Source organism: Cytophagales bacterium (assembly GCA_033344775.1).
Lineage (GTDB): Bacteria > Bacteroidota > Bacteroidia > Cytophagales > Cyclobacteriaceae > JAWPMT01.
In genome coordinates this window covers 2,599,596-2,620,611 of sequence record JAWPMT010000005.1, presented here as the reverse complement: position 1 = coordinate 2,620,611, position 21,016 = coordinate 2,599,596, and the positions used below count along the sequence as shown (strand labels likewise).

Below are 21,016 nucleotides of genomic sequence, written 5' to 3'. Positions count from 1 at the left end.
CTATTCCTTATCAATAACAGCCTTAACTGCATGATAAGCATTGACAAAACCATGTCCGGATTCGAAATCAAATCCAGGATCGCCTATATCTTCCGCGGTTGCTTTCAGGATGTCTTTGATTTCCCAGGGAAGTAGGTCCGGATTGGCTGAAAACATCAAAGCCACAATTCCTGCCATGTGAGGCCCTGCTAAAGAATTACCACTGGCCATATTCGTTAAGTTCCCTTCCGGATCGACGCAAGGAACACGGTGGTTGATCGTGGCGAAATCCGGCTTATTCACCTGTCCGTCCTGATAATGTTCGGTCTCCCAAACCACAGGACCCTGGCTGCTGAAAGGTGGTCTTTGTCCGTCTTCACCCACTCCTGCTACACCTAGCACGGCATGAGGAATGTCTTCTGGGTTTCTCATTTGTACCGGGATAGGAGCGGCATTAGGCCCAGCCGCAAAATTGCCGGCACCGGAAATAAAGACTACCCCACATAGTGTAGCCTGTTCGATGACTTTGCGCCAGTGATTTCGGTATTCCCCCAGATTAGGTTGGGAAAAACTCATGCTGTAAGTATCCGCTCCCTGTTCGATTGCCCATTCCACGGCTTCCTCAATGTTGGAAACGGCGATGACCGGTGCCCATTGAGAAGCTGGCGCAATGCCAATGGCTTGCTTCCTACCTTTTGCGAAAGTTCCGCAAATCATTGCCGCGCATAAATTTCCGTGGATGTTGGTCGCTCGACGTATGGTTGGTTCATTGAGGTTGGGAGTGCCTTCATCAAAGTGGAAACCGTGATAATCATCGATGTAGCCATTCCCGTCATCGTCTACACCATTTCCAGGGATTTCACCCGGGTTGGTATAAATTGTTTCTGCGAGGGGAGGAATGTCGAGTTTGAATCCCCCATCATGGACGACATTCAGAGTCCCCTTACCGGTAATGCCAAATTCTTTCCAGACTTCCGGAGCCTGGATTTTTTTAATGTTCCAGGGATATTTTTCTACTTCCTCAATTTTGAATCGTGATGGAGGAATAGAAGACAGGAATTCTGGTCCCATGTCAGTTCCTCCGGTAGTGCCAAGTGGCTGTTTGGTAAAAAGATAAGCTACGCTTTCCATTTTTTGAAGAGCCGTAAATCCTTCTGTGGTCACCTCACAGCTGAATCCATTGATGATCCAATGTTTCCTGATGTTTGAGACCTGTCCGGATGCCACGAGTTGATCCAATGCCGGCTTGACTCTTCTAAAAGACTGCCTGCTTATTGATTTCAATTCAGTGATTACTTCCTCGCGAACCTCACTTCTTTTACGTCCATTGAAAGCTGCTGCCCTTTTCAAGAAGGAATCACCCGCTGGTAAATATTGATCATTGAACCAAACAACGATACGCTGAAGGTGGGCACTTTGATCTCGAGCGTTTTCGGCTGGTTGTCGTTGCAGACACGAAAGGCTAATCAGCCCCACCAAAAAGATTTTAACTACTTGCATGAACCTACAAGTTAATCGCTTTTGGGCGGTAACTGATGTGCTACATATTCAATTGGAAATCTAGCCTTCTCCCTTCTTCACAGGCAAAGTCGCTGCAATGGCCGAAGCAATCATGAAAAATACTCCTGAGAATACGATGGCGTTGACGGCACTATCATTCAATAAGTGTTTCACGATTGGACCAAAAGTCAACGTCTGGATGAACATCGGGATCACGATCATCATGTTCACAATACCCATGTACACACCTCGGCGTTCTTGGGGGATGGCGCGCGAAACCATGGAGTAAGGAACACCCATCATACATGCCCAGCCCACACCAAATAGGACCATGGGTGCCAATAGCACGTACTGATCATTGATAAAAGGCATGGACAGCAAAGCAACTCCGGTCATGATCAAACTCACCACGTACACGAGTTTGTTACCAAACTTCGCTGCGAAAGGAACGAGGGCTAATGCCGAAATCATGGTAACCAGGTTGTAAGTACCATTCATGAGCCCTGTTTGCGCTAAAGCCTGTTCAGACATACTTTGGACGTTTTGAGCGAAACTCATGTCTGCGGTACTTACGGAAGCACCACTTTCGCAAGCGGCTTTGATCTCTTCGAACTTATGCAAATCATCGTTGCTGATTCCATAGAGACTTTTCCGAAGCATTGGCGTGATGAACTGCCAATAAATGAATAAGGCATACCATTGGAAAAGATATACGCCGGCGAGTCGCCAGAGCAACTTGGGCATGTCTCCTATGGCGCCAATGATTTCTTTGAAAGGTTCAGCTGCCTTCTCAATAAAAGGCAACTGCTTGCTCTTATTGATTTCTGCTAATTCCTCATCCGGAGGTGGAATCTCTGGTGTTTTGGCCACGGACCATAAGATGGTTACTATGGAAGCAACTGCACCTAAGAAGAAGGAATAATACACCCAGGTAGGAATGGCGCTGACATTGGCGGCACCTGTATCACATAAAGCCGCGGCCTCGGCAGATCCAAACCAATCCTGAAACAGGAAGATGGAGAAGTTAGCCAGTGTGATGCCCGCGCCTACAAACAGGCTTTGCATCTGAAAGCCGAATGTTAATTGATCATCAGGGAGCTTGTCACCAATAAACGCGCGGTAAGGTTCCATCGCGGTGTTATTCCCAACATCCAGAATCCATAGCAGTCCCACGGCAAACCAAAGCTCCGAACTGTAAGGAAAAGCAAACAGACACAAACTGGCAATGATGGCACCGATCATGAAGAAGGGTTTTCTTCTTCCCCATTTCGGTATCCAGGTTTTATCCGAGATCGCCCCGATAATTGGTTGAATAATCAGTCCGGTTACTGGTCCTGCCAGATTTAATAAGGGAAGCTCGGAGTGGTCGGCTCCCAGGAATGAAAAGATGGGGTTTACAGCGGTTTGTTGCAATCCGAAACTGAACTGAATGCCGAAAAATCCGACGTTCATGTTCCAAATATTCCAAAAGGAGAGTCTGGGCTTATTACTCATATTTCAATGCTTTCTACACATGGGATGCCCATGTCGAATTGAAAAAATAAGTCTATCCAGTCACTTCTTCTTGAATATTCTTAAAAAAGGTGGCTTTTCAGAACAACTTTTTTTGAGATGTGCAATTACAATCGTTTGAAGAAAATCTGATCGATTTTGGTGTGAAGGAATTACCCTACTTCGATGTTCTCATTGACAATTTTGGAAAGCTCTTTAAGCTGACCTGCTTCAAACTGTTTTGGCAGGTCATCCAGAGGAGTTTCTTTCACGTCAGGGATAGGTTTATAATTCACGTAATTCTGAAAGGTGATTCCTCCAACTTTTGTACGATCATAAGCCTCCCGGAATCGAGCTCCGCCACCATCAGTTTCATAATTGTAAGCCAGGTAGTCAAGGGTATATTCGGTTTCATGGATCCAATAACGATACTCATCCTGAAAGTCCGTTCCACCCCCTTCTTCACTAAAGGTCACCTTGATCACGTGATAGTTTTCTCCTTTGATGGTGGTTTTCCCTAAATAGGATTTGAATACGGCAGCGTCATTCAATCGATAGAGGATCTCTACAAAATAGAGTACGGAATTAACAGAATTGCCATATTTGCCTTGCCATTCTTCTGAAAGGTTGATTTCATTCCCATTAATGCTACGGCTGAAGTTGGAACTATTAGTCAATACGTCATTGATCTGTCCTAAGGAATCCTCGAAAGAACGAGTATAGGTGTATTCAGCTCCGGTTCGAGCAACTGAATAGTGCTTCTTTCTAAAGTCGAAGGCTACTTTTTTTGTAGCAAACAAGTGTGCTCCGTTTGCAGATATGGCAGCATCAATTACTTCCTGGGCTTTGTCTGTCTCATTTTTCGGAGAACAGGAAACAATAACAAGGGCAACCAGTGCGAATAAACCAAAGGATTTCATTTCATCTTATTTTCGGATGCTAACGTGTCACTTTCCAAAGAAGTTCATGCGTTAAAATAGAAATGTAGTTGTAAAGACTTTCTGTCGCAAATTGCTCATATGGTTTTTTTTAAGAGTAATTTTCATAAATGCGATTGATTCATTTTGTCCTTTTGATTGCTACTCTGTTCTATGGCTGCACCAGCAGTAAACGAGAGGTTTCTTGTGATTATATCGCAGACTATTATCAAAGTGTATATCTAGCTGAGAAACTCTATCATCTAGAAGATTATGATCGGGCATTTAAGATCCTAAACGGTCTATCTAAAACTTGTGACCTACTCGATCAAACGATCATTTATGAGCTTCGGATCGCTACTATTTGCGCGATCAAGACAGGATACTACAATGAAGCCCTGGACTTTGTGCGACAAATGTTCGAAAAAGGCTACGAGTTGGAGGCTATTGAAAACCACTCAACTCTTTCAGCACTTGTATCTCTTGAATCTTGGCCAAAGGTGGTTGCTGATTATCCGGAACACCGGAGGGTCTATGAAAACAACATCCATTACGATATTCGTCAGCAACTCGAGAAAATATGCCAAAATGATCAGCTAGTAAGAAATAATGAAGACGGAATTGATTGGGAGAAAGTGGAGGCAACGGATACTTTCAATCAGAATCAGATGAAAGAAATATTAAATGAAATTGGTTATCCAAATGAATTAAAAGTAGGTCCCTATTTTAAAGGCGATAGCCATATGGGTGTTAATACACTCTTTATGCATTTTTCGGATACGGCTTATTTCAAACCAATACTATTGGAAGAAATAAGAAAGGGGCATGCCCCGCCTTCTGTTTTAGGAAGTATGATCGACAGTAGACAAAGGGCCTCAGGTAGAATAGATAGGTTTCTTTACGGGATTTACCAAAACGCAACTACCGAAGATATTTTTGACTACCCAAACCTCGATAACAGAGGAATGGCAATAGGATTAGCTCCATTATCCCTTGAAAGGGAGCTGCAATCACTGCGTCAGCTTCGTCGGATTGATTGACTTGTACAATCAATACTATTTAACCCGAGGGCGATATTCTACATACTCGCCCAGTTCATGATTATAGTGAAATAGCTCCTCAATCGTGATTCTGTCTTTCTTGGGTATAGATTGCCCGGACCAATCCTCAAAAAATGTTGATGTCTTTTTGTTTTTATAAAAATTTGCTCTATCGTTGTACTGTATTAGTATAATAGTACAGTAAAGGTCAAAAACTTAAAATGAATTTTTAGCTCAAAATGAACACACGCAGTTAGGACAACCCATTAAAGTGCATATCGGATAAGGATTACAGTAATGGATTCTTGAGGAGTTAACGACATTCCTCTTTTATCTCACCTCTTTACCACCCGCTGATTGTTATCATGGAAGTGGCTTAAAGGCATTTTGCTTTTTCGTTATTCGGTTCACATTCACGAAGTATAGACGCGGTTTAAAAAAATCTGGCGGTCAGGTGTAACAAATCCACTATGATCAGCCTCTTCTCTTTAGACGGTCTGTTGCCAACTACTAACTCGATGCTACCTCAACGATGAATATCGAAATCAAAGATCTATCCAAAGTCTATCCCAATGGACATGCAGCTATCCGAAACATCAACCTGGAAATAGGCAGTGGTATGTTTGGTTTGCTTGGTCCAAATGGTGCCGGTAAATCTAGTTTGATGCGAATCATGGTGACCATTCAGAAAGCGACCGGGGGAACCATTCTGATGGATGGAAAAGACATCAACCAGTTCAGAAGTGAAATCCGCCCCTGGATTGGTTATTTGCCACAGGACTTTACTTTTTTCTCCAAACTCAAGACCTGGGAATTTCTTGATTACTCGGCCCGATTATCTACCCGGCTGAAAAAGAAGGAACGACATAAGGAAGTGGACCGAATGCTCGATCAGGTGGGCTTGCTGGATGTTCGTGAGCGGATGGCCAACAAACTTTCAGGAGGAATGAAACGGCGTTTAGGCATAGCACAAGCTTTGATTGGAAAGCCAAGGTTATTGGTGATTGATGAACCCACTACAGGTTTGGATCCTGAAGAAAGAATCCGCTTTAGAAATATCCTCTCGGACCTGAGTCAAAAAGATGTAACAATCATTCTATCCACGCATATTGTAGGAGACATCAGTAGTACCTGTCACAACATGGCGATGCTACATCAGGGCCAGGTAGCCTTTGCAGGTGCTCCTGAAGGGATGATTGATGCCGTGAGAAATCACATCTGGCAAATCATGCTGGACGATGAGGAGTTTGCGATGCTGAAAACCAAATATCCGGTGATCTCGACCATTCCAACTGATGGGAAGTGGGAAACGCAGCTTATCGCTGATGAAAAACCTCATCCAGAGGCATATAACATTGAGCCCAATCTGGAACACGCTTATGTGTATTTCATGGAAAACAAACTAGGAATCTCTTTGGTATGATCTCGATACGCAACATATTGACCATCACCAAGTTCGAATCCAAAGTTCTCTGGAGAAACTGGTTCTTTCGAATTCTCGCCATCGCCGGCATATTCTTCACCTTCGTCTTCAATATGGCTGCCTATTCGGCAGTAAGTGATGGCAGGCAACACATGATCAGCTCTACATGGGGACCACCTTATGCCAGCATGATTCTCATCAGTATCGGACTTGCAGCGGCGGTCATTTTTCTTGCTTCGGGGATCATATTGAAAAACAAAAAGATAGACACCAACGAGGTGTTTTACGTACGCCCAATTTCCAACCTGGAGTTTGTCCTGGGAAAAGCATTCTCTGTTTTTAAGCTGTTCTTTTGGTTACATGTAGCCTTCATGGTGATCATCTTCATCATCAACATCACCAATCCAAAGATGACCTTCAATCCGATGGCCTATGTGGTATATCCTATGTTGATGAGCCTGCCTACGATCGTATTTGCTACAGGGCTTTCTTTCTTCCTGGTCACCATCATACGAAATCAACCGATCACAATTGTACTGCTTTTGGGTGTTTCTGGGGTGATCCTGATCTACTTCCATCAGAAGTACTACAACATCTTCGACTACATGGCATTTCGGGTGACCCTGCAGGCTTCAGATATGGTTGGGTTTACCAGCCTTTGGGAGATTTTAATGCAACGGGGCATGTATGTGGTGGCCGGAATTGCCTTCCTGCTTGCAACAGCATTTTTCATTGACCGACTGCCTAGTAAGAAAAGTGCCAGGTATACTTCCGGGTTATTGGCTGTCATGGTAGCAGCACTTGCTGGATTCATGTTTAGCTCTCTATGGAACAAACAGCAGGGAATTGAGAAACAGCGGCAGGAAATGATCGCCATCAATGATGCCTGGACGGATGTGCCTAATGTGGATATCCTGGCCAATCACATCCAATTGAAACATGTTGCCGACGAGATCGATGTGATGGCAAAACTTTCGATCAAGAACAATAGCCCAGTGTCATTAGATAGCATCTATTTCACCCTAAATCCTGCGTTGGTCGTATCGGAAGTGAGGGTCGATGAAAGCCCTGTGTCATTTGAAAAAGACGGACAGGTATTATCGGTTAAGTCAGGAATTCAAGCCAACCAAGAAGTGCAGGTAAGTATCACTTATCGGGGTAAAATCAATCAAGAGGTTGCCCACCTTGAAGTAGACCAGAAGCGATACGAAGAAGTAGATTACTCTTTTATCTATGCATTGGAGAAGGAATACGCGTTCCTTCAGCCTGACTATTTGCTGCTGACTAATGACTTGCTTTGGTATCCTGACACGCAGATTGGCTATAGCAAAAAGTCTCCGATCAGGGAGCGTTCCAATTTCATTGATTTCCGACTTGATGTGGAAGTAGCTAGCGGATCCATGCCCGTTTCTCAAGGCAAAATGGAGTCAATTGCTGATAACAAGTATACATTTCGTCCCGAATATCCACTGCCACAACTTTCTTTGGCAATTGGCAACTACGAGAAGAAGGCAATCACTGTAGATAGTGTGGAGTATTCGATTTACCACTATCCCGGGCATGACTACTTCACCACTTATTTCGAAGAGCTTGGTGATACCCTGGGTGTATTGATCACTGATCTGGTCAATACTTACGAACATGATCAGAAAATTGCTTATCCTTTCAATCGGCTACAGCTGGTGGAGGTGCCTAGCCAATTCTTTGCCTACGACAAAATCTATCAGAGCGGTCAGGCCAGAACGCAACCAGAAATGATCATGGTCCCGGAAAAGGGAGGAGACCTAAGGGATTTAGATTTCAGTCGTCAATTCACCAACATGGACCGGCAGGCCAAGGAACAAAACAAGGTCATGGAAGACAAAGAGAAACAGGCGAGTGTGTTCAATACGGTCATCAAGAAAGTGTTGACCAGACAGCTATCCGACCGGTGGTTTTTTGATGGCAGAAATGCTGATGAAGAAAACCTTTCCATCTATTCCAATTTCTATGCATTCAATTCCGGGGTAGTGAGCGACGAATGGATACTCCTGAATCAAGGCATTGCGGCCTACTTAAGTACGGAAGAGACTTCTACCAGAAATGACTACTCCAGAAACATAAAAGGCATTTCATTCACCGAGGAGTGCAACCAACTGATGCGCGAGACCAACATCATGGAGATGTTGACGCAAGAAATTGAATTCAATCAGATCCAGAAATCGGTCACGTTGAAGAGTGAGTATTTGTTTGCTTATCTGGGTCAGCTTATTGGGGAGGAGATTTTCAAAGCATTTTTAATCAACTGGATACAGTCTCACAGTCATCAGGTCACTACCTATGAAGATTTTAGAGAAGCCCTTTTAGAAGCATTCAACCTTGACCTGGACCCAATCATTAGGCAGGTGTATTTTGACACAGATCAACCTTCCTTTCAGATCAGTAATAATGAGGAGTACGAATTGTTAGACGGGGACAGAAAGCGGTATCAGGTGAAATTCGATGTGAAGAACACTGGCTCAAATGATGGGGTGATTAAAGTGAACTTCACCTCAGCAAATGAAACTACCGGCTGGGGGTTTTTCCGTGAAAGAAACGAAGAAGTAGCCTCCGATGAACCTGGTTATCTATCCCTGATCAAAGCCGGACAAACAAAACAATATGGATTTATTTTAGATAATCCTCCGAGCGAGTACACAGTGAATACACTCGTATCCAAGAACATTCCTTCGATTGTTTACATCTTTCCTGGCAAACTAGAGACCAGGGAAAAAGCGCGCCCATTTGAAGGAGAGCGAGTCATCGATTCATCAAGCGATGATGCATTGTATGAAGTGATCGTAGACAATGAAGATACCGGGTTTTCGACCTTCAGTCCAATAAAAGATACGTATTTGAAAGCCTATCTGGATGAGAGAAACCCTTCTGATCAAAAGTACTTTGGCATTTGGAATCGCTCCTATTCAAAGTGGTTAGCGACCACAGGTTCGAGTTTTCACGGGCAGCATGTCCGATCCGCCCATTTCACCCGTGCGGGCAAAGGGGACAAAACCTGCGAATGGTCTCCAGAATTGAAGGAAGAGGGATTTTACGATCTGTACACTTACATGATCGGAAAGAACCAAAATCAATACAACGGCAACACAAACGAAGGCCGGACCTTTACTTACCACTACACCATCAATCATGGCGATGGGGAAGACAAAATTGACTTTAATGTAACCAATGCTGAAAACGGCTGGAACTACCTGGGATCGTACTACTTCACGAAAGAAGGCGGCAGTGTGGTGCTAACCGACGAATGTGACCTAAGGTCCGTCTATGCGGATGCCATCAAATGGGTCAAGCAGTAATTGAAATGATATTGTAATTGGAGAGAAGCATGAATCGACATTCGAAAATTAGTAGCAAGAGGATCTTAAGTCTTGCGTTTGCACTTGCTGCGTTCTTTGCCTGGCAGTCGGGAGTGGCTCAAAAAACGCTCACGCTGGAGGAGTCCATCACCATTGCCAAAACGAGCAGTCCGGACATCAAGAAGTCCATGTTGAACCTACTGAGTAATCGCAAGAGCCTCGATGCGCAACGCGCCAGTATGAAGTCGAGATTTGCCTTGGATGTTACTCCATTCGACTTTAACAGGAGTCGGGTTTTCAATGAGTTCTTTTCCGTGTGGAACACCAATGAGGACTACAATTCATTTGCGAACCTGTCCATCTCTAAGCCCATTACCCAGACGGATGGACGAATTTCACTGAACAACCGGTTTGGCTATCGTGACAACTTTAGTGAGGCACAGGATGTGCGATTGAAAACCTACAGTAACAACCTTTTCCTTCAGTTCGATCAGCCCATTTTCACCTACAACAGAAACAAGCTTCAGCTCAAAGAATTGGAGTTGAACCTGGAAAATGCACAGCTAAGTAATGCCATGCAATTGCTGACGTTGGAGCGTAATGTAACCCAGTCTTTCTATACGTTTTATCAGGCCCAAAATAACCTACAGATTGCGCAAGATGAATATGAGAACCAGCAGGTCAGTTTTGACATTACCAAGAATAAAGTAGAAGCTGACCTTCTCGCAGAAGAAGAACTGTATCAAGCACAGCTCAACCTTGCTTCCTCCCGTTCAACGCTTCAAAATCAGCAGGTGACTCTGGATAATGCAGCGGATGATTTCAAGTTGTTGCTGGGTATTGATCTTACCGAAGAGATTGAAGTGCAGGTAGACATCAATTTTATTACCCAGCAAGTGGATCTCAACAAAGCCATCCAATACGGTTTGGAGCATCGCATGGAATTGCGCCAACGGTCTATTGATATCGAACGGTCTCAATTTGAACTGGTGCGGACCAATGCATTGAATGAATTCAAGGGGTCGATCTCCCTATCGATGGGGATCTTCGGGGATAACACGAATGTGCCAGGCGTTTACGAATCTCCTACAACCAACCCCAGGGTAGCAGTTTCCTTCAATATTCCGCTTTGGGACTGGGGCGAGAAAAAAGCCCGCCTGGCAGCTGCGAATGCCAATATGGAGATCACCAAAATTGACCTTGAGAACGAAAAGAATACCATCGTAATCAATATCAGAAAAGTCTATCGAAACTTGCAAAACCTTGAAACTCAGATTGAGATTGCTCAGCAAAATGTCAAAAATGCGGAGTTAACCTATGAAATCAATCTGGAACGATACAGAAATGGTGATCTCACCAGTATGGACCTGAATCAATTTCAGAACCAGCTATCTGATAAGAAAAGTGAGCTTGCCAGTGCGTTGATCAACTACAAAATTGAATTGCTCAACCTGAAGATTCAATCACTTTTCGATTTCGAAACCAATCAACCTGTTGTACCACAAACCTTTTAGTAGCGACCATCATGAATAACTTGAACACATACTCCAAACTCCTGGCCCTAGTCTGTCTGATCGGCGTGCTCGCGAGCTGCGACAATGAAGAGTCATCGATTGATACTGAGATCAAGATTCCCGTATCCGTGGTTGCTCTGAAGGTACAATCTATTTCCAACTTTATTGAGACGACTGGAACGGTCTATTCCTCGAAAGAAGGTGTTGAAAAATCTCAACTCTCCGGGAGCTATCGATTGCAAACTAATCCGCAGACCGGGAAGTCATTTGCCTTGGGAGACTTTGTGAAATCTGGGCAGATTCTCATCACCTTGGAAGATGCTGAATTTGAAAACGGTCTCCAACTGGAAGGTAAAAAGCTGAATCTAGAACTTGCTGATAATAACCTCAAAAAGCAACAATCGCTTCATGAGAAAGGAGGGGTGACACTTACAGAATTGAAGAATGCGTCTGTGGAGTATGTCAATGCCAAGTACTCTTACGAAAATGCGTTGATCCAAAAGGAGAAAATGTCAGTAAAAGCACCATTCGATGGGACCATCGTAGAGCTGCCTTACTATACCGGTGGAGTGAAAATTGAGCAAGGAGTAGACTTATTCAAGATCATGAAGTTCGACCGATTACTGTTGGACATCAAACTACCAGAGAAGTATTTGTTAGAGGTAAGGAAAGGTCAGGTGGTACACATCACCAACTACAACCTGGATAAGGACACATTGGCTGGTTTTATTAGTCAAATTTCACCAGTGATCAATCCCGATACCCGAACCTTTCAGAGCATGCTGGAAATCAAAAATGAGGAATTGATGCTTCGACCAGGTATGTTCGTGAAGGCGGCCATTCTGGCGGAGCAGCGAGACAATACGCTGGTGATTCCTAAAGAAACTATCATTTCCCGGCAAAATGGCAAGGTCGTCTACATTGTCGAAAATGGGATCGCCAGTGAAAAGACGATCAAAACCGGATTGGAAAACCAGAATGTGATTGAGGTCCTCGACGGACTAAAAGTGAACGACCGCTTGGTGATTTCGGGATATGAAACACTGAGAGACAATTCGAAAGTGAGTGTGATCAAATAGTCTAAATACAGACGCAGCACACATCACAAATTTTGAACGCAAAATGCATCTATCGTGAAGAAAGTTGTTTCGCTGGCGGTTAACTACCCCATTTCCATCCTGATGATGGTGTTAGCCATTATTCTCCTCGGGTCCATCTCATTCAGCAAGCTGGGAATTGAGTTGTTCCCTGATCTGAAGAATCCTACACTTTTTGTAGAGATGAAGGTTGGGATAAGACCACCATCTGAGGTAGAAAAACAATTCATAGAAGACATTGAGTCCATAGCGATCCGGCAGAATGGAGCCGTAGAAGTCAGCTCCGTTTGTCAAACAGGATATGGTCGAGTGACCGTAAGGTACGACTGGGGCAAGGACATGGATGAGGCGTTCCTTGATCTGCAAAAGGCGCTTTCCAACTTCTCTTCCAACGAGGAGATTGAAGAGTTTGCTATTTCGCAGTTCGATCCCAATGCTACCCCGATCATGATCATGGGGATTTACCATCCCACGAACAATGATTTTGATGCCCTGCGCAAAATAGCAGAAACCAATTTCCGAAATGAACTGATCCGGCTCCCAGGAATCGCGGAAGTGAGACTTGCAGGAGAGCAGGAAAAAGAAGTGGTCCTCGAAACTGACCCATTGCTGTTGGCATCATTCGGGCTTTCTGTGGATGAGCTTGTTTTGAAAATTCAGAATTACAACCGGAATGTTTCTGGGGGCTTCATTGAGGAATTGGGACGAAAGTATGTGATCAAAGGACTTGGGATACTGAACACACCAGAAGACCTGGAAGACCTGGTTGTAGGGTACACCACACGTCAAGGAGGTCAACCCATTCCAGCTGAAGGAGAAAATACCGATGCATCGATTCAAACTCCCACTTCAGATCAAGTACCAGTGCTTTTAAGAGAAGTTGCCACGGTGAAAGTGATGGACAAAGAAGCCAGCAGCATCGTCCGGGTCAATCAACAAAGAAGCCTTGGTCTCTCCATTTACAAGGAAACGAAATACAACACCGTCAATGCAGTAACAGAACTGGAAGAGGTGCTACAAGACCTGAAGAAAACCGTTCCCGGATATGAGTTTGTGATCATTCAGAATCAAGGGAGCTTCATCCAGCAGGCCATTGATGAAGTGAAGGAATCCGGGCTTTATGGCGCCCTTTTCGCAATGGTCATTCTTTTCGTTTTCCTCCGGAGAGTTGGTGTTACCGCCATTATCAGTGTAGCGATCCCTATTTCCATCGTTGCTACTTTCAATCTTATGTACTTCAATGGACTAACCCTGAATGTGATGACCCTCGGAGGGCTGGCACTAGGCGCAGGAATGTTAGTCGACAATGCCATTGTAGTGGTCGAAAGCATTTTTAGAAAAAGGGAAGAAGGTCTCAGCGTGATTGATGCGGCCATCAAAGGGACAAGTGAAGTGAGTGGAGCAATTACCGCTTCTACATTGACGACAATCATCGTGTTCTTGCCGATCGTGTACCTGCAAGGTCCATCAGGTGAACTCTTCAAAGATCAGGCATTGACCGTGGCCTTTTCATTGGTCTCTTCCCTGGTGATTGCGATACTGGTAATCCCCATGTTGTTCGCTCGGGTCTTCAAAAAAGCCAAAGCGGTCAAGGAAGAAAAATCCATCAAATTCCAGGGCTATCGAAATTTCCTGGACAAAGTCCTGAAGTATCGATTGGCCTTCATTGCCATCTCTTTTGTGCTGGTCATTGGTTCTTACCAATTGATTTCGTTGATCGGCAGTGAATATATGCCTAAAGCTGATACCCGTGCTATTTCGGTAGACCTGAGGTTAAATGAGGGCACTCCGCTAGAAAGAACGTCAAGTACGGTGGCTCAAATTGAAAAGCAATTGTTCCAGATTTTTGAGGGTAACCTTGATAAAATTTATAGTCACATTGGCCCGGAGAAAAGCCAATCTGGGATCGAAAATGAAAACCTGTACGAGGAAAACAAGGCAAGCCTGAAACTCATTTTCAGCCAGGTAAGCGAATTGCCTATAGCTCAAATTACTGAAGTGCTTTCTGGCTATTTCGAGAACATTCCCAATCTGGAGGCTTCATTTTCTAATGACGAAAGTGCACTCAACTCAGTACTTGGTGAGGAGGAAATGCCTCTTGTAATTGACATTACTGGGTCCGACCTGAAAACGCTTCGACCACTTTCTGACTCAGTAGTCCTGATCATGAATGGTGACAACAACATCTATGAACCGCTTTCCAACATGGAAAAAGGCGTACCTCAAGTGCAAGTCGACGTAGACAAATACCGAGCTGGTCTGTTCAACCTCTCCATCGAAGAGGTGATTGGTCAGATCAAAGATCAGCTGAAAGGCAAGAACGCCGGTACCATTGAGCGAGGAGGAGAGATGCAGGACATTGAAATCAAGATTCCAAAGATCAGCCTTTCTGAGTTGGAAAATATGAAAATCAAAGGGGCACAGCAGGAATTGAGGTTGGGAGAAATTGCCAATATCACCACCGAATATGCTTCCAGCTCGATTTTCAGGAAAAACCAAACTCGATTTGTTTCGGTGAGTGCGAGGGTGAACCAGGATCTGGCATATGACAAGATTGTCAATGGTATTCAATCACGATTTTCGCAACTTTCGCTACCGCCGCAATATAAAATCGATGTGGTAGGTCAGGAATTGAAACGCAAAGAGTCGATGAAGAACCTGACATTCTCGCTTATCCTTTCTGTGCTACTAGTTTACATGGTACTTGCTTCACAGTTTGAGTCGTTACTGCATCCATTCACGATTCTCTTGACAATTCCATTGGCAGGAGTAGGTGCATTGCTCGCCTTCTTTTTCCTTGGAATGCCACTCAACATGATGGCCTTTATTGGGATCATTATGCTGACTGGAATTGCGGTAAATGATTCGATCATTTTGGTGGATAGCATCAACAAAAACAAACAGGCGGGATTTGATTTGAGAACGGCCATTTTAGATGCAGGACAAAAACGGTTCAGGCCCATCATCATGACGAGTCTCACGACCATTTTGGCCTTGCTACCACTGACGTTTGGTTTTGGGGAAAGCGCTGCATTAAGGGCTCCGATGGCCATTGCCGTCATTGGCGGATTGGTGACATCTACTTTGCTGACACTGATCGTGATCCCGTGCTTTTACGAGAGCATCGAAAAGTTGATGACCAGAATTAAGAACCTGACTTCCAGAAGCAATGGGTAAGACAGGCATACTCCATACGATCATTCGCAGGAAAGTTCTGGTATCGATGCTCTTCATTGGGTTTTCAGTGATGGGCTACATTTCCTACAATAAGCTACCTGTCGAGCTGTTTCCCAATGTTGAATTTCCTATTCTGATTGTTCAGGTGGGCTCCAGTAATGAGGTGGACCCCAAATACATGGAAAGACAGGCCATCATACCCTTGGAGGGAGCGATCAGCTCGTTAGAGGGAATTGAGGAAATCAATGCATCGGCAGATAGCCGGCAAGGGATGATTTTCATCTCCTTTGTTCAAGGCACCAATATCAAGTACTCCTATCTCAAGCTGGAACAAAAAGTCAATGCCATCAAAGCAGATCTTGGTCCAGAGTTCTTCGTCAATATCGTGAAAATCGATACGGAGCAATTCACCAACGCTTTCATGGAGCTTCAGGTGCTTGGATCGGGGGGAGTAGACCGGGTCAGAAACGTCACCGATCAATACATCACCGATCGATTGACCAATGTGGAAGGCGTAGGAGGAGTTGAAGTATTCGGCGGCCGTCAAAAGACGGTAGAAATCATCATGAATGATGCGATCTGCGAAGCAAATGGTATCACTCCTAATACGATCAATAATGTACTCGCTCAAAATTCCAACAAGAGTGAATTTGTCGGGCAGGTCCGTACTGAAGGTCAGAATGTTTTTGTGAATGTATCGGCTGATCTCAAGAACATCAAAAACATTCAGAGTCTGGTTGTTTCAGAAAGAGGACCACTGCTGCTAAGTGATGTAGCGGATGTCTTCTTCGGCGTGAAAGAGCAAACGACGTTGAGTCGGGTAAATGGAAAGGATGCCATTTCTATTCGCGTCTCAAAAGCTTCACAAGCCAACCTGATCGAGGTTTCTGAAAACACCCTGGCGACCATTGATGAGATCAACAAGGATCTTGAGCCAATGGGAGCTGAAATTGTGGTACAAAGCAACACCGCTGAAATCATGGTCAAGAACATTGATCAGATCCAGAATTTGGCATTGCTGGGTGGATTGCTGGCGATATTTGTTCTTTGGATTTTCCTGCGACGGATCAAGTTCATCCTGAGCATTGCGTTGGCGATCCCTATCTCTGTTTTCACCGCCTTCAACTTTTTCTATGCCTACGACATCACTGTCAATAGCCTCACCCTGATCGGGATGTCCCTGGCCATTGGGATGCTGTTGGACAATAGTGTGGTAGTGATTGAAAACATCTATCGACATGTAGTGAGCAAGAAGCCAGCTGAGGATGCGGTAGTGGACGGAACTAAGGAAGTGATGAGGTCTGTGATCGCGGCGACACTCACCACCGTGACTGTGTTTCTGCCTTTTATCTTCTCGTCCAATTTTTTGGTGACGCTGATCGGTTCACACATTGGCGTTTCAATCATATCGACATTGCTGGTCTCACTAGTAGTCGCATTGGTACTCATACCTATGCTTGCCCATGCCACGATCAAGAACGATAAGAAAGCCGATGCTCCATTGATCAAAAATGCATCGGTTCGGCAGCGCATCATCCAAATGTACCTGGTGGTATTGAAAGCTTGTTTCCGAAAGCCGGCAGCCACCATCATCGGTGGGTTGGTGTTGTTTTTTCTCACCATCGGATTGAGCTTTTTAGTCAGTGTTGCCAGCCTCAATGAAGTGGAGACTGACGAGATGAACTTGTTCGTGACCATGCCTGAAGGGTCGACCCTTGCCGCTACGGACACCAAAGTGCAACAGATTGAAAAAGATGTGCTGGAAATCCCAGTAGTAGGGAATCTTATCAGTCAAATTTCAGAAGGAGAGTCGGTGCTCACGGTCCAACTCGTGGAGGGTTTTGACCAATTGGATTCCATCTCAGTCGGAGAAGTGAAAAGCATGCTCAGCAACATTGCCGATGGCTATGAGGACCTGGAAATCACCATGGATCAACAACAGCAGGCCAGTAGCAGAGGTCAGGCACGCGGACCTTCTAACTCGAATACGTTCGAAAAGATGCTGGGGCTGGGTACGCAAACGGAACAGATCATTCTGAAAGGTCAGGACTTTGAATTGATGCAAACCATCGCCAACGATCTTAACTCCTTCATCAGTGGATTACAATCCATCGAATCGAGTTACGTGAATCTGAGCCCGGAACGTCCTGAAGCACACATCATTTTTGATCAGCTGCGCATGAGTGAGTATGGCGTGACGCAGGAAAACGTGATGTCAGGTCTCAACGACTTTCAACCCTCCTTCGCATCCGGGTCCTCTTTCTTCAGCGGCAATGAGGAATTTGAAATCACCATCAAAACCAACAATCAGGAAACGCAACGCGCGAAAGAGATGAAGGATCTCCGGGCGCTACCAGTGGAGAATGCTGCCGGAGCTACCCATGAGATGGAAGATTTTTCCTCTGTGATTTACTCTTCAGGGGAGAGTAGCATCAACCGTCTCAACCAGGAAAAACAAATTGAAATCACCTACCAATTCATTGAGGATGTGATCGGTTCCGAATCGCTGCTGGAAGCCTCTAGAATTGAAATTGATCAACTTGTGGCAGGGATTAATGTCCCATCCGGAATAGTGATAGACGTAATTCACGAAGAGCCGCTATTTGATGAATTCTACTTCCTCATTTTCGCGGCGGTAGTGATCATCTTCATGATCCTCGCGGCCATTTTCGAGTCATTGTACCTGCCTGTGGTGATTATGTTTTCTATTCCACTTTCGGCGATCGGGGCATTCCTGGCGTTGACTTTGACAGGCAATTCCCTGATGAACGCGAATACCTTGATTGGCTTCCTGATCCTACTGGGTGTGGTAGTGAATAATGGCATCATTTTGATTGATTACTCCAGGATTTTGCGCAGAAGAGGATTTACAAAATACCGGTCGCTGATGATCAGTGGCATCTCCAGAATTCGACCTATTCTAATCTCTTCCATTACTACGATCGTGGCGATGCTTCCTCTGGCTTTGGGAGAAGCAGAATACGTAACCAGTATTGGTCAGCCATTTGCCGTGACGGTGATGGGAGGTTTAGCATTGAGCACGCTGCTCACACTTATCTATATCCCAACCATGAGTGCCGGGTTAGAGAGTGTTTTGAAGTGGTTTAGGAACTTGAACCCGTATTTGAGGGTCTTTCAAATCGTAGCTATGATTGCGGTTTGCACCCTGGTTTACCTGGAAATTGAAGGATTCATGTGGCAAATGATATGGTTCCTGGCGGCTATTATTCTGATTCCAGGAACTACGCACTTTGTGATGACCTCATTGCGCCAGGCCAATGCCAAGATGGTTGCATCTGATGAAGCGATGCATATCACGATCCAAAATTTGACGAAAGTCTATGGCCGAGATAAGCGATGGTTGAGGGAGTGGAGAGGGAACAAGAGCCTTTATGAAGCGCGGGATGAAGAACCAATTTCGGTGCGATCAATCCTGCAAAATCTGATCTGGCAACTTGCGTTGATCAGCTTCCTGGTATACTTCATCTACTTCTACCTGGACAAAGCCTTTTGGCAGCTGTGTTTCATGATTGCTTTGCATGTGCTCATCATTTCGATCATAAATCAGGTGACTTATTTGATGAAAAAGCGAAGAAGGCTCGCTTCTATCATCCATACCGTGGTGCTTTGGGGATTCCCTGTTGTAAGTGCGAGTTATTTATACGCTGATATCCAAGTGAAGGCACTGGGTTTGGTGCTGATTATCCTATGGTTCATCGGATTGTTCCTGGTGAGCACGGCCAGAAGACTGGAAGCAAGGCCGGTGGATCTTGACAATATGAAAGGAAGGCTGAAGAAGATCAGGAGACTCTATTTCAAATTCATTCTCTCCATTCCTGTCATAGGTAAAAAGAAAGAGCCTTTCAAAGCACTCTCCGGCGTAAGCCTGAAAATCGAGCAGGGCATGTTTGGATTGCTGGGTCCGAATGGCGCAGGTAAAACCACGCTTATGCGAATCCTTTGTGGTATCATGGATCAGAGTTACGGTAAGATCTGGATCAATGGCCATGATACGAACCTACGCAGGGAAGAGCTACAAGGATTGATCGGCTACTTGCCGCAGGCTTTTGGTACCTATGAAAACATGACGCCATACCAGTTTCTGGACTATCAGGCCATCCTCCGAAAGATCACCAACAAAAAGGCTCGGGAAGAACGCGTGCAGTACGTACTAAAGGCGGTGCACATGCAGGATCATCAGGACAAAAAGATAGGTTCCTTTTCCGGAGGAATGAAGCAGCGGATCGGGATCGCTCAGATCTTGTTGCACCTGCCGAAAATCCTGGTGGTGGATGAGCCGACTGCCGGTCTGGACCCACTGGAACGTATCCGATTCAGAAACTTACTGGTGGAATTGAGTCGGGAGCGAATTGTGATTTTCTCTACCCACATCATTGAGGATATCGCTAGCTCCTGTAACCACCTGGCGGTATTGATCAAAGGGAACATTGAGTACATCGGAAGTCCTACGACCATGGCAGAACTGGCCAAGGATAATGTGTGGGAATTTTCTGTTTCGCCAGAGGAATTTGAGGAAATCAAGGAAGATCATCTCATCGTACATCACATGCGCGATGGTGAAAACATAAAGATCAAGTGCCTCGCAAAAGAGAAGCCAGTAGAAAACGCGTATCAGGTTCGTGCCAATCTGGAAGACTCGTACTTGTGGTTAATGAAGAACAAAAACAGAAACGAAAATGAAGAGCTCGCTCACGCTACTGCTTAGGCTAGTCAGATATAACATCAAGGTGATCTTCGCGAATAAGTTCATTTACTTCGTATTGGCGGCTTTTGCTTTTTTCGCTTTCATCATCACGATCACCATTTTTGAAGATCCAAATTTCAATGAAGCAGTCATATTTGGATTCCTGGTTTTTCCAGGGCTCTTGTTGATCTTTTATCCGCTTGCTTACGGCCTGCAAAATGATGATGATTCCAAAATGATCGAAACCATCTTCGGCATTCCGAATTACCGATACAAGGTTTGGCTCGTCCGATTTGTTCTGACCATTCTTGTTGCTTTTGCCATTTTGATCGTGCTGGGAATCGTTGCCTATGTCACGCTGTACCGATTCAATATCATGCCAATGGTAGGTCAGGTACTATTCCCAGTCACCTTTCTGGGAGCTGTTGGTTTCATGTTGTCTACGAAAATTAAAAACGGAAACGGTACCGCGATCACATTAGTGATCGTGAGTTTCATCTTTTTCATTTTCGCAGAGCCTTTAGAGTATAGTGCATATAACCTATTCCTGAATCCTTTCTCCGAGCCAAGAAATATGAGTGAGTTTATTTGGCTGAGTGTGATCTACAAAAACAGGATCTACCTTTCCATCGGTACGGCTCTATCATTGCTCTATGGGATGTACAATCTGCAGTACAGGGAGAAGTTTATTTAGAGGAGGATATCATACTAATGACAGGGAGAGTGATCGACAACTCCAAGAGACGACAATTCTCTTAAGTTAAGCCATTAAAAAATTATTCGTCAATCCGATGGCACCGCAGCGGCGGACCATCGGCCACCGGCGAATGCCGGAATCTCA

The 21,016-nt window shown here is 44.8% G+C and carries 11 protein-coding genes; 8 read left to right on the top strand and 3 right to left on the bottom strand.

Annotated elements, in window-relative coordinates; all coding sequences use genetic code 11:
* The 3 genes from R8G66_28640 to R8G66_28630 form a co-directional block, all read right to left on the bottom strand.
* Entirely contained in the window at positions 1 to 1,479 is a 1,479-nt protein-coding gene (locus R8G66_28640; protein ID MDW3196376.1) for a S8 family serine peptidase, read from the bottom strand.
* A 60-nt stretch (positions 1,480 to 1,539) separates the two neighbouring features.
* Entirely contained in the window at positions 1,540 to 2,973 is a 1,434-nt protein-coding gene (locus R8G66_28635) for an MFS transporter (GenBank protein MDW3196375.1), read from the bottom strand.
* A 170-nt stretch (positions 2,974 to 3,143) separates the two neighbouring features.
* Entirely contained in the window at positions 3,144 to 3,890 is a 747-nt protein-coding gene (locus tag R8G66_28630; protein MDW3196374.1) for a DUF6503 family protein, read from the bottom strand.
* Between the two features lie 128 nt (positions 3,891 to 4,018).
* Between R8G66_28630 and R8G66_28625 the strand changes: the two genes are divergently transcribed.
* The 8 genes from R8G66_28625 to R8G66_28590 all read left to right on the top strand — a co-directional run bounded on the left by R8G66_28625 (position 4,019) and on the right by R8G66_28590 (position 20,869).
* Positions 4,019 to 4,927 (top strand): hypothetical protein, encoded by a 909-nt coding sequence (locus tag R8G66_28625; GenBank protein MDW3196373.1) that lies wholly within the window; start codon positions 4,019 to 4,021, stop codon positions 4,925 to 4,927.
* A 532-nt stretch (positions 4,928 to 5,459) separates the two neighbouring features.
* Positions 5,460 to 6,350 carry an ABC transporter ATP-binding protein gene (locus R8G66_28620; protein ID MDW3196372.1) on the top strand — a complete coding sequence of 297 codons (891 nt, stop codon included), beginning with the start codon at positions 5,460 to 5,462 and terminating at the stop codon, positions 6,348 to 6,350.
* Positions 6,347 to 9,682 (top strand): hypothetical protein, encoded by a 3,336-nt coding sequence (locus tag R8G66_28615; protein ID MDW3196371.1) that lies wholly within the window; start codon positions 6,347 to 6,349, stop codon positions 9,680 to 9,682. The genes R8G66_28620 and R8G66_28615 overlap by 4 nt, the downstream gene beginning before the upstream one ends.
* A gap of 29 nt (positions 9,683 to 9,711) precedes the next feature.
* Entirely contained in the window at positions 9,712 to 11,196 is a 1,485-nt protein-coding gene (locus R8G66_28610) for a TolC family protein (GenBank protein MDW3196370.1), read from the top strand.
* An 11-nt stretch (positions 11,197 to 11,207) separates the two neighbouring features.
* Positions 11,208 to 12,275 carry an efflux RND transporter periplasmic adaptor subunit gene (locus R8G66_28605; GenBank protein ID MDW3196369.1) on the top strand — a complete coding sequence of 356 codons (1,068 nt, stop codon included), beginning with the start codon at positions 11,208 to 11,210 and terminating at the stop codon, positions 12,273 to 12,275.
* Between the two features lie 54 nt (positions 12,276 to 12,329).
* Positions 12,330 to 15,470, top strand: a complete 3,141-nt coding sequence (locus tag R8G66_28600; protein MDW3196368.1) for an efflux RND transporter permease subunit — start codon at positions 12,330 to 12,332, stop codon at positions 15,468 to 15,470.
* Complete coding sequence (locus R8G66_28595) at positions 15,463 to 20,196, top strand: efflux RND transporter permease subunit (GenBank protein MDW3196367.1); 4,734 nt, start codon at positions 15,463 to 15,465, stop codon at positions 20,194 to 20,196. Before R8G66_28600 ends, R8G66_28595 begins: the two co-directional genes overlap by 8 nt.
* Positions 20,168 to 20,869: a hypothetical protein gene (locus R8G66_28590; GenBank protein MDW3196366.1), complete on the top strand. Its 702-nt coding sequence runs from the start codon at positions 20,168 to 20,170 to the stop codon at positions 20,867 to 20,869. The genes R8G66_28595 and R8G66_28590 overlap by 29 nt, the downstream gene beginning before the upstream one ends.
* Positions 20,870 to 21,016 lie beyond the last annotated feature (147 nt).

Coding starts and splice junctions, on each gene's coding strand:
- R8G66_28630 (MDW3196374.1), bottom strand. CDS start 3,890: ATGAAATCCTTTGGTTTATTCGCACTGGTTGCCCTTGTTATTGTTTCC.
- R8G66_28635 (MDW3196375.1), bottom strand. CDS start 2,973: ATGAGTAATAAGCCCAGACTCTCCTTTTGGAATATTTGGAACATGAAC.
- R8G66_28610 (MDW3196370.1), top strand. CDS start 9,712: ATGAATCGACATTCGAAAATTAGTAGCAAGAGGATCTTAAGTCTTGCG.
- R8G66_28605 (MDW3196369.1), top strand. CDS start 11,208: ATGAATAACTTGAACACATACTCCAAACTCCTGGCCCTAGTCTGTCTG.
- R8G66_28595 (MDW3196367.1), top strand. CDS start 15,463: ATGGGTAAGACAGGCATACTCCATACGATCATTCGCAGGAAAGTTCTG.
- R8G66_28590 (MDW3196366.1), top strand. CDS start 20,168: ATGAAGAGCTCGCTCACGCTACTGCTTAGGCTAGTCAGATATAACATC.
- R8G66_28620 (MDW3196372.1), top strand. CDS start 5,460: ATGAATATCGAAATCAAAGATCTATCCAAAGTCTATCCCAATGGACAT.
- R8G66_28625 (MDW3196373.1), top strand. CDS start 4,019: ATGCGATTGATTCATTTTGTCCTTTTGATTGCTACTCTGTTCTATGGC.
- R8G66_28615 (MDW3196371.1), top strand. CDS start 6,347: ATGATCTCGATACGCAACATATTGACCATCACCAAGTTCGAATCCAAA.
- R8G66_28640 (MDW3196376.1), bottom strand. CDS start 1,479: ATGCAAGTAGTTAAAATCTTTTTGGTGGGGCTGATTAGCCTTTCGTGT.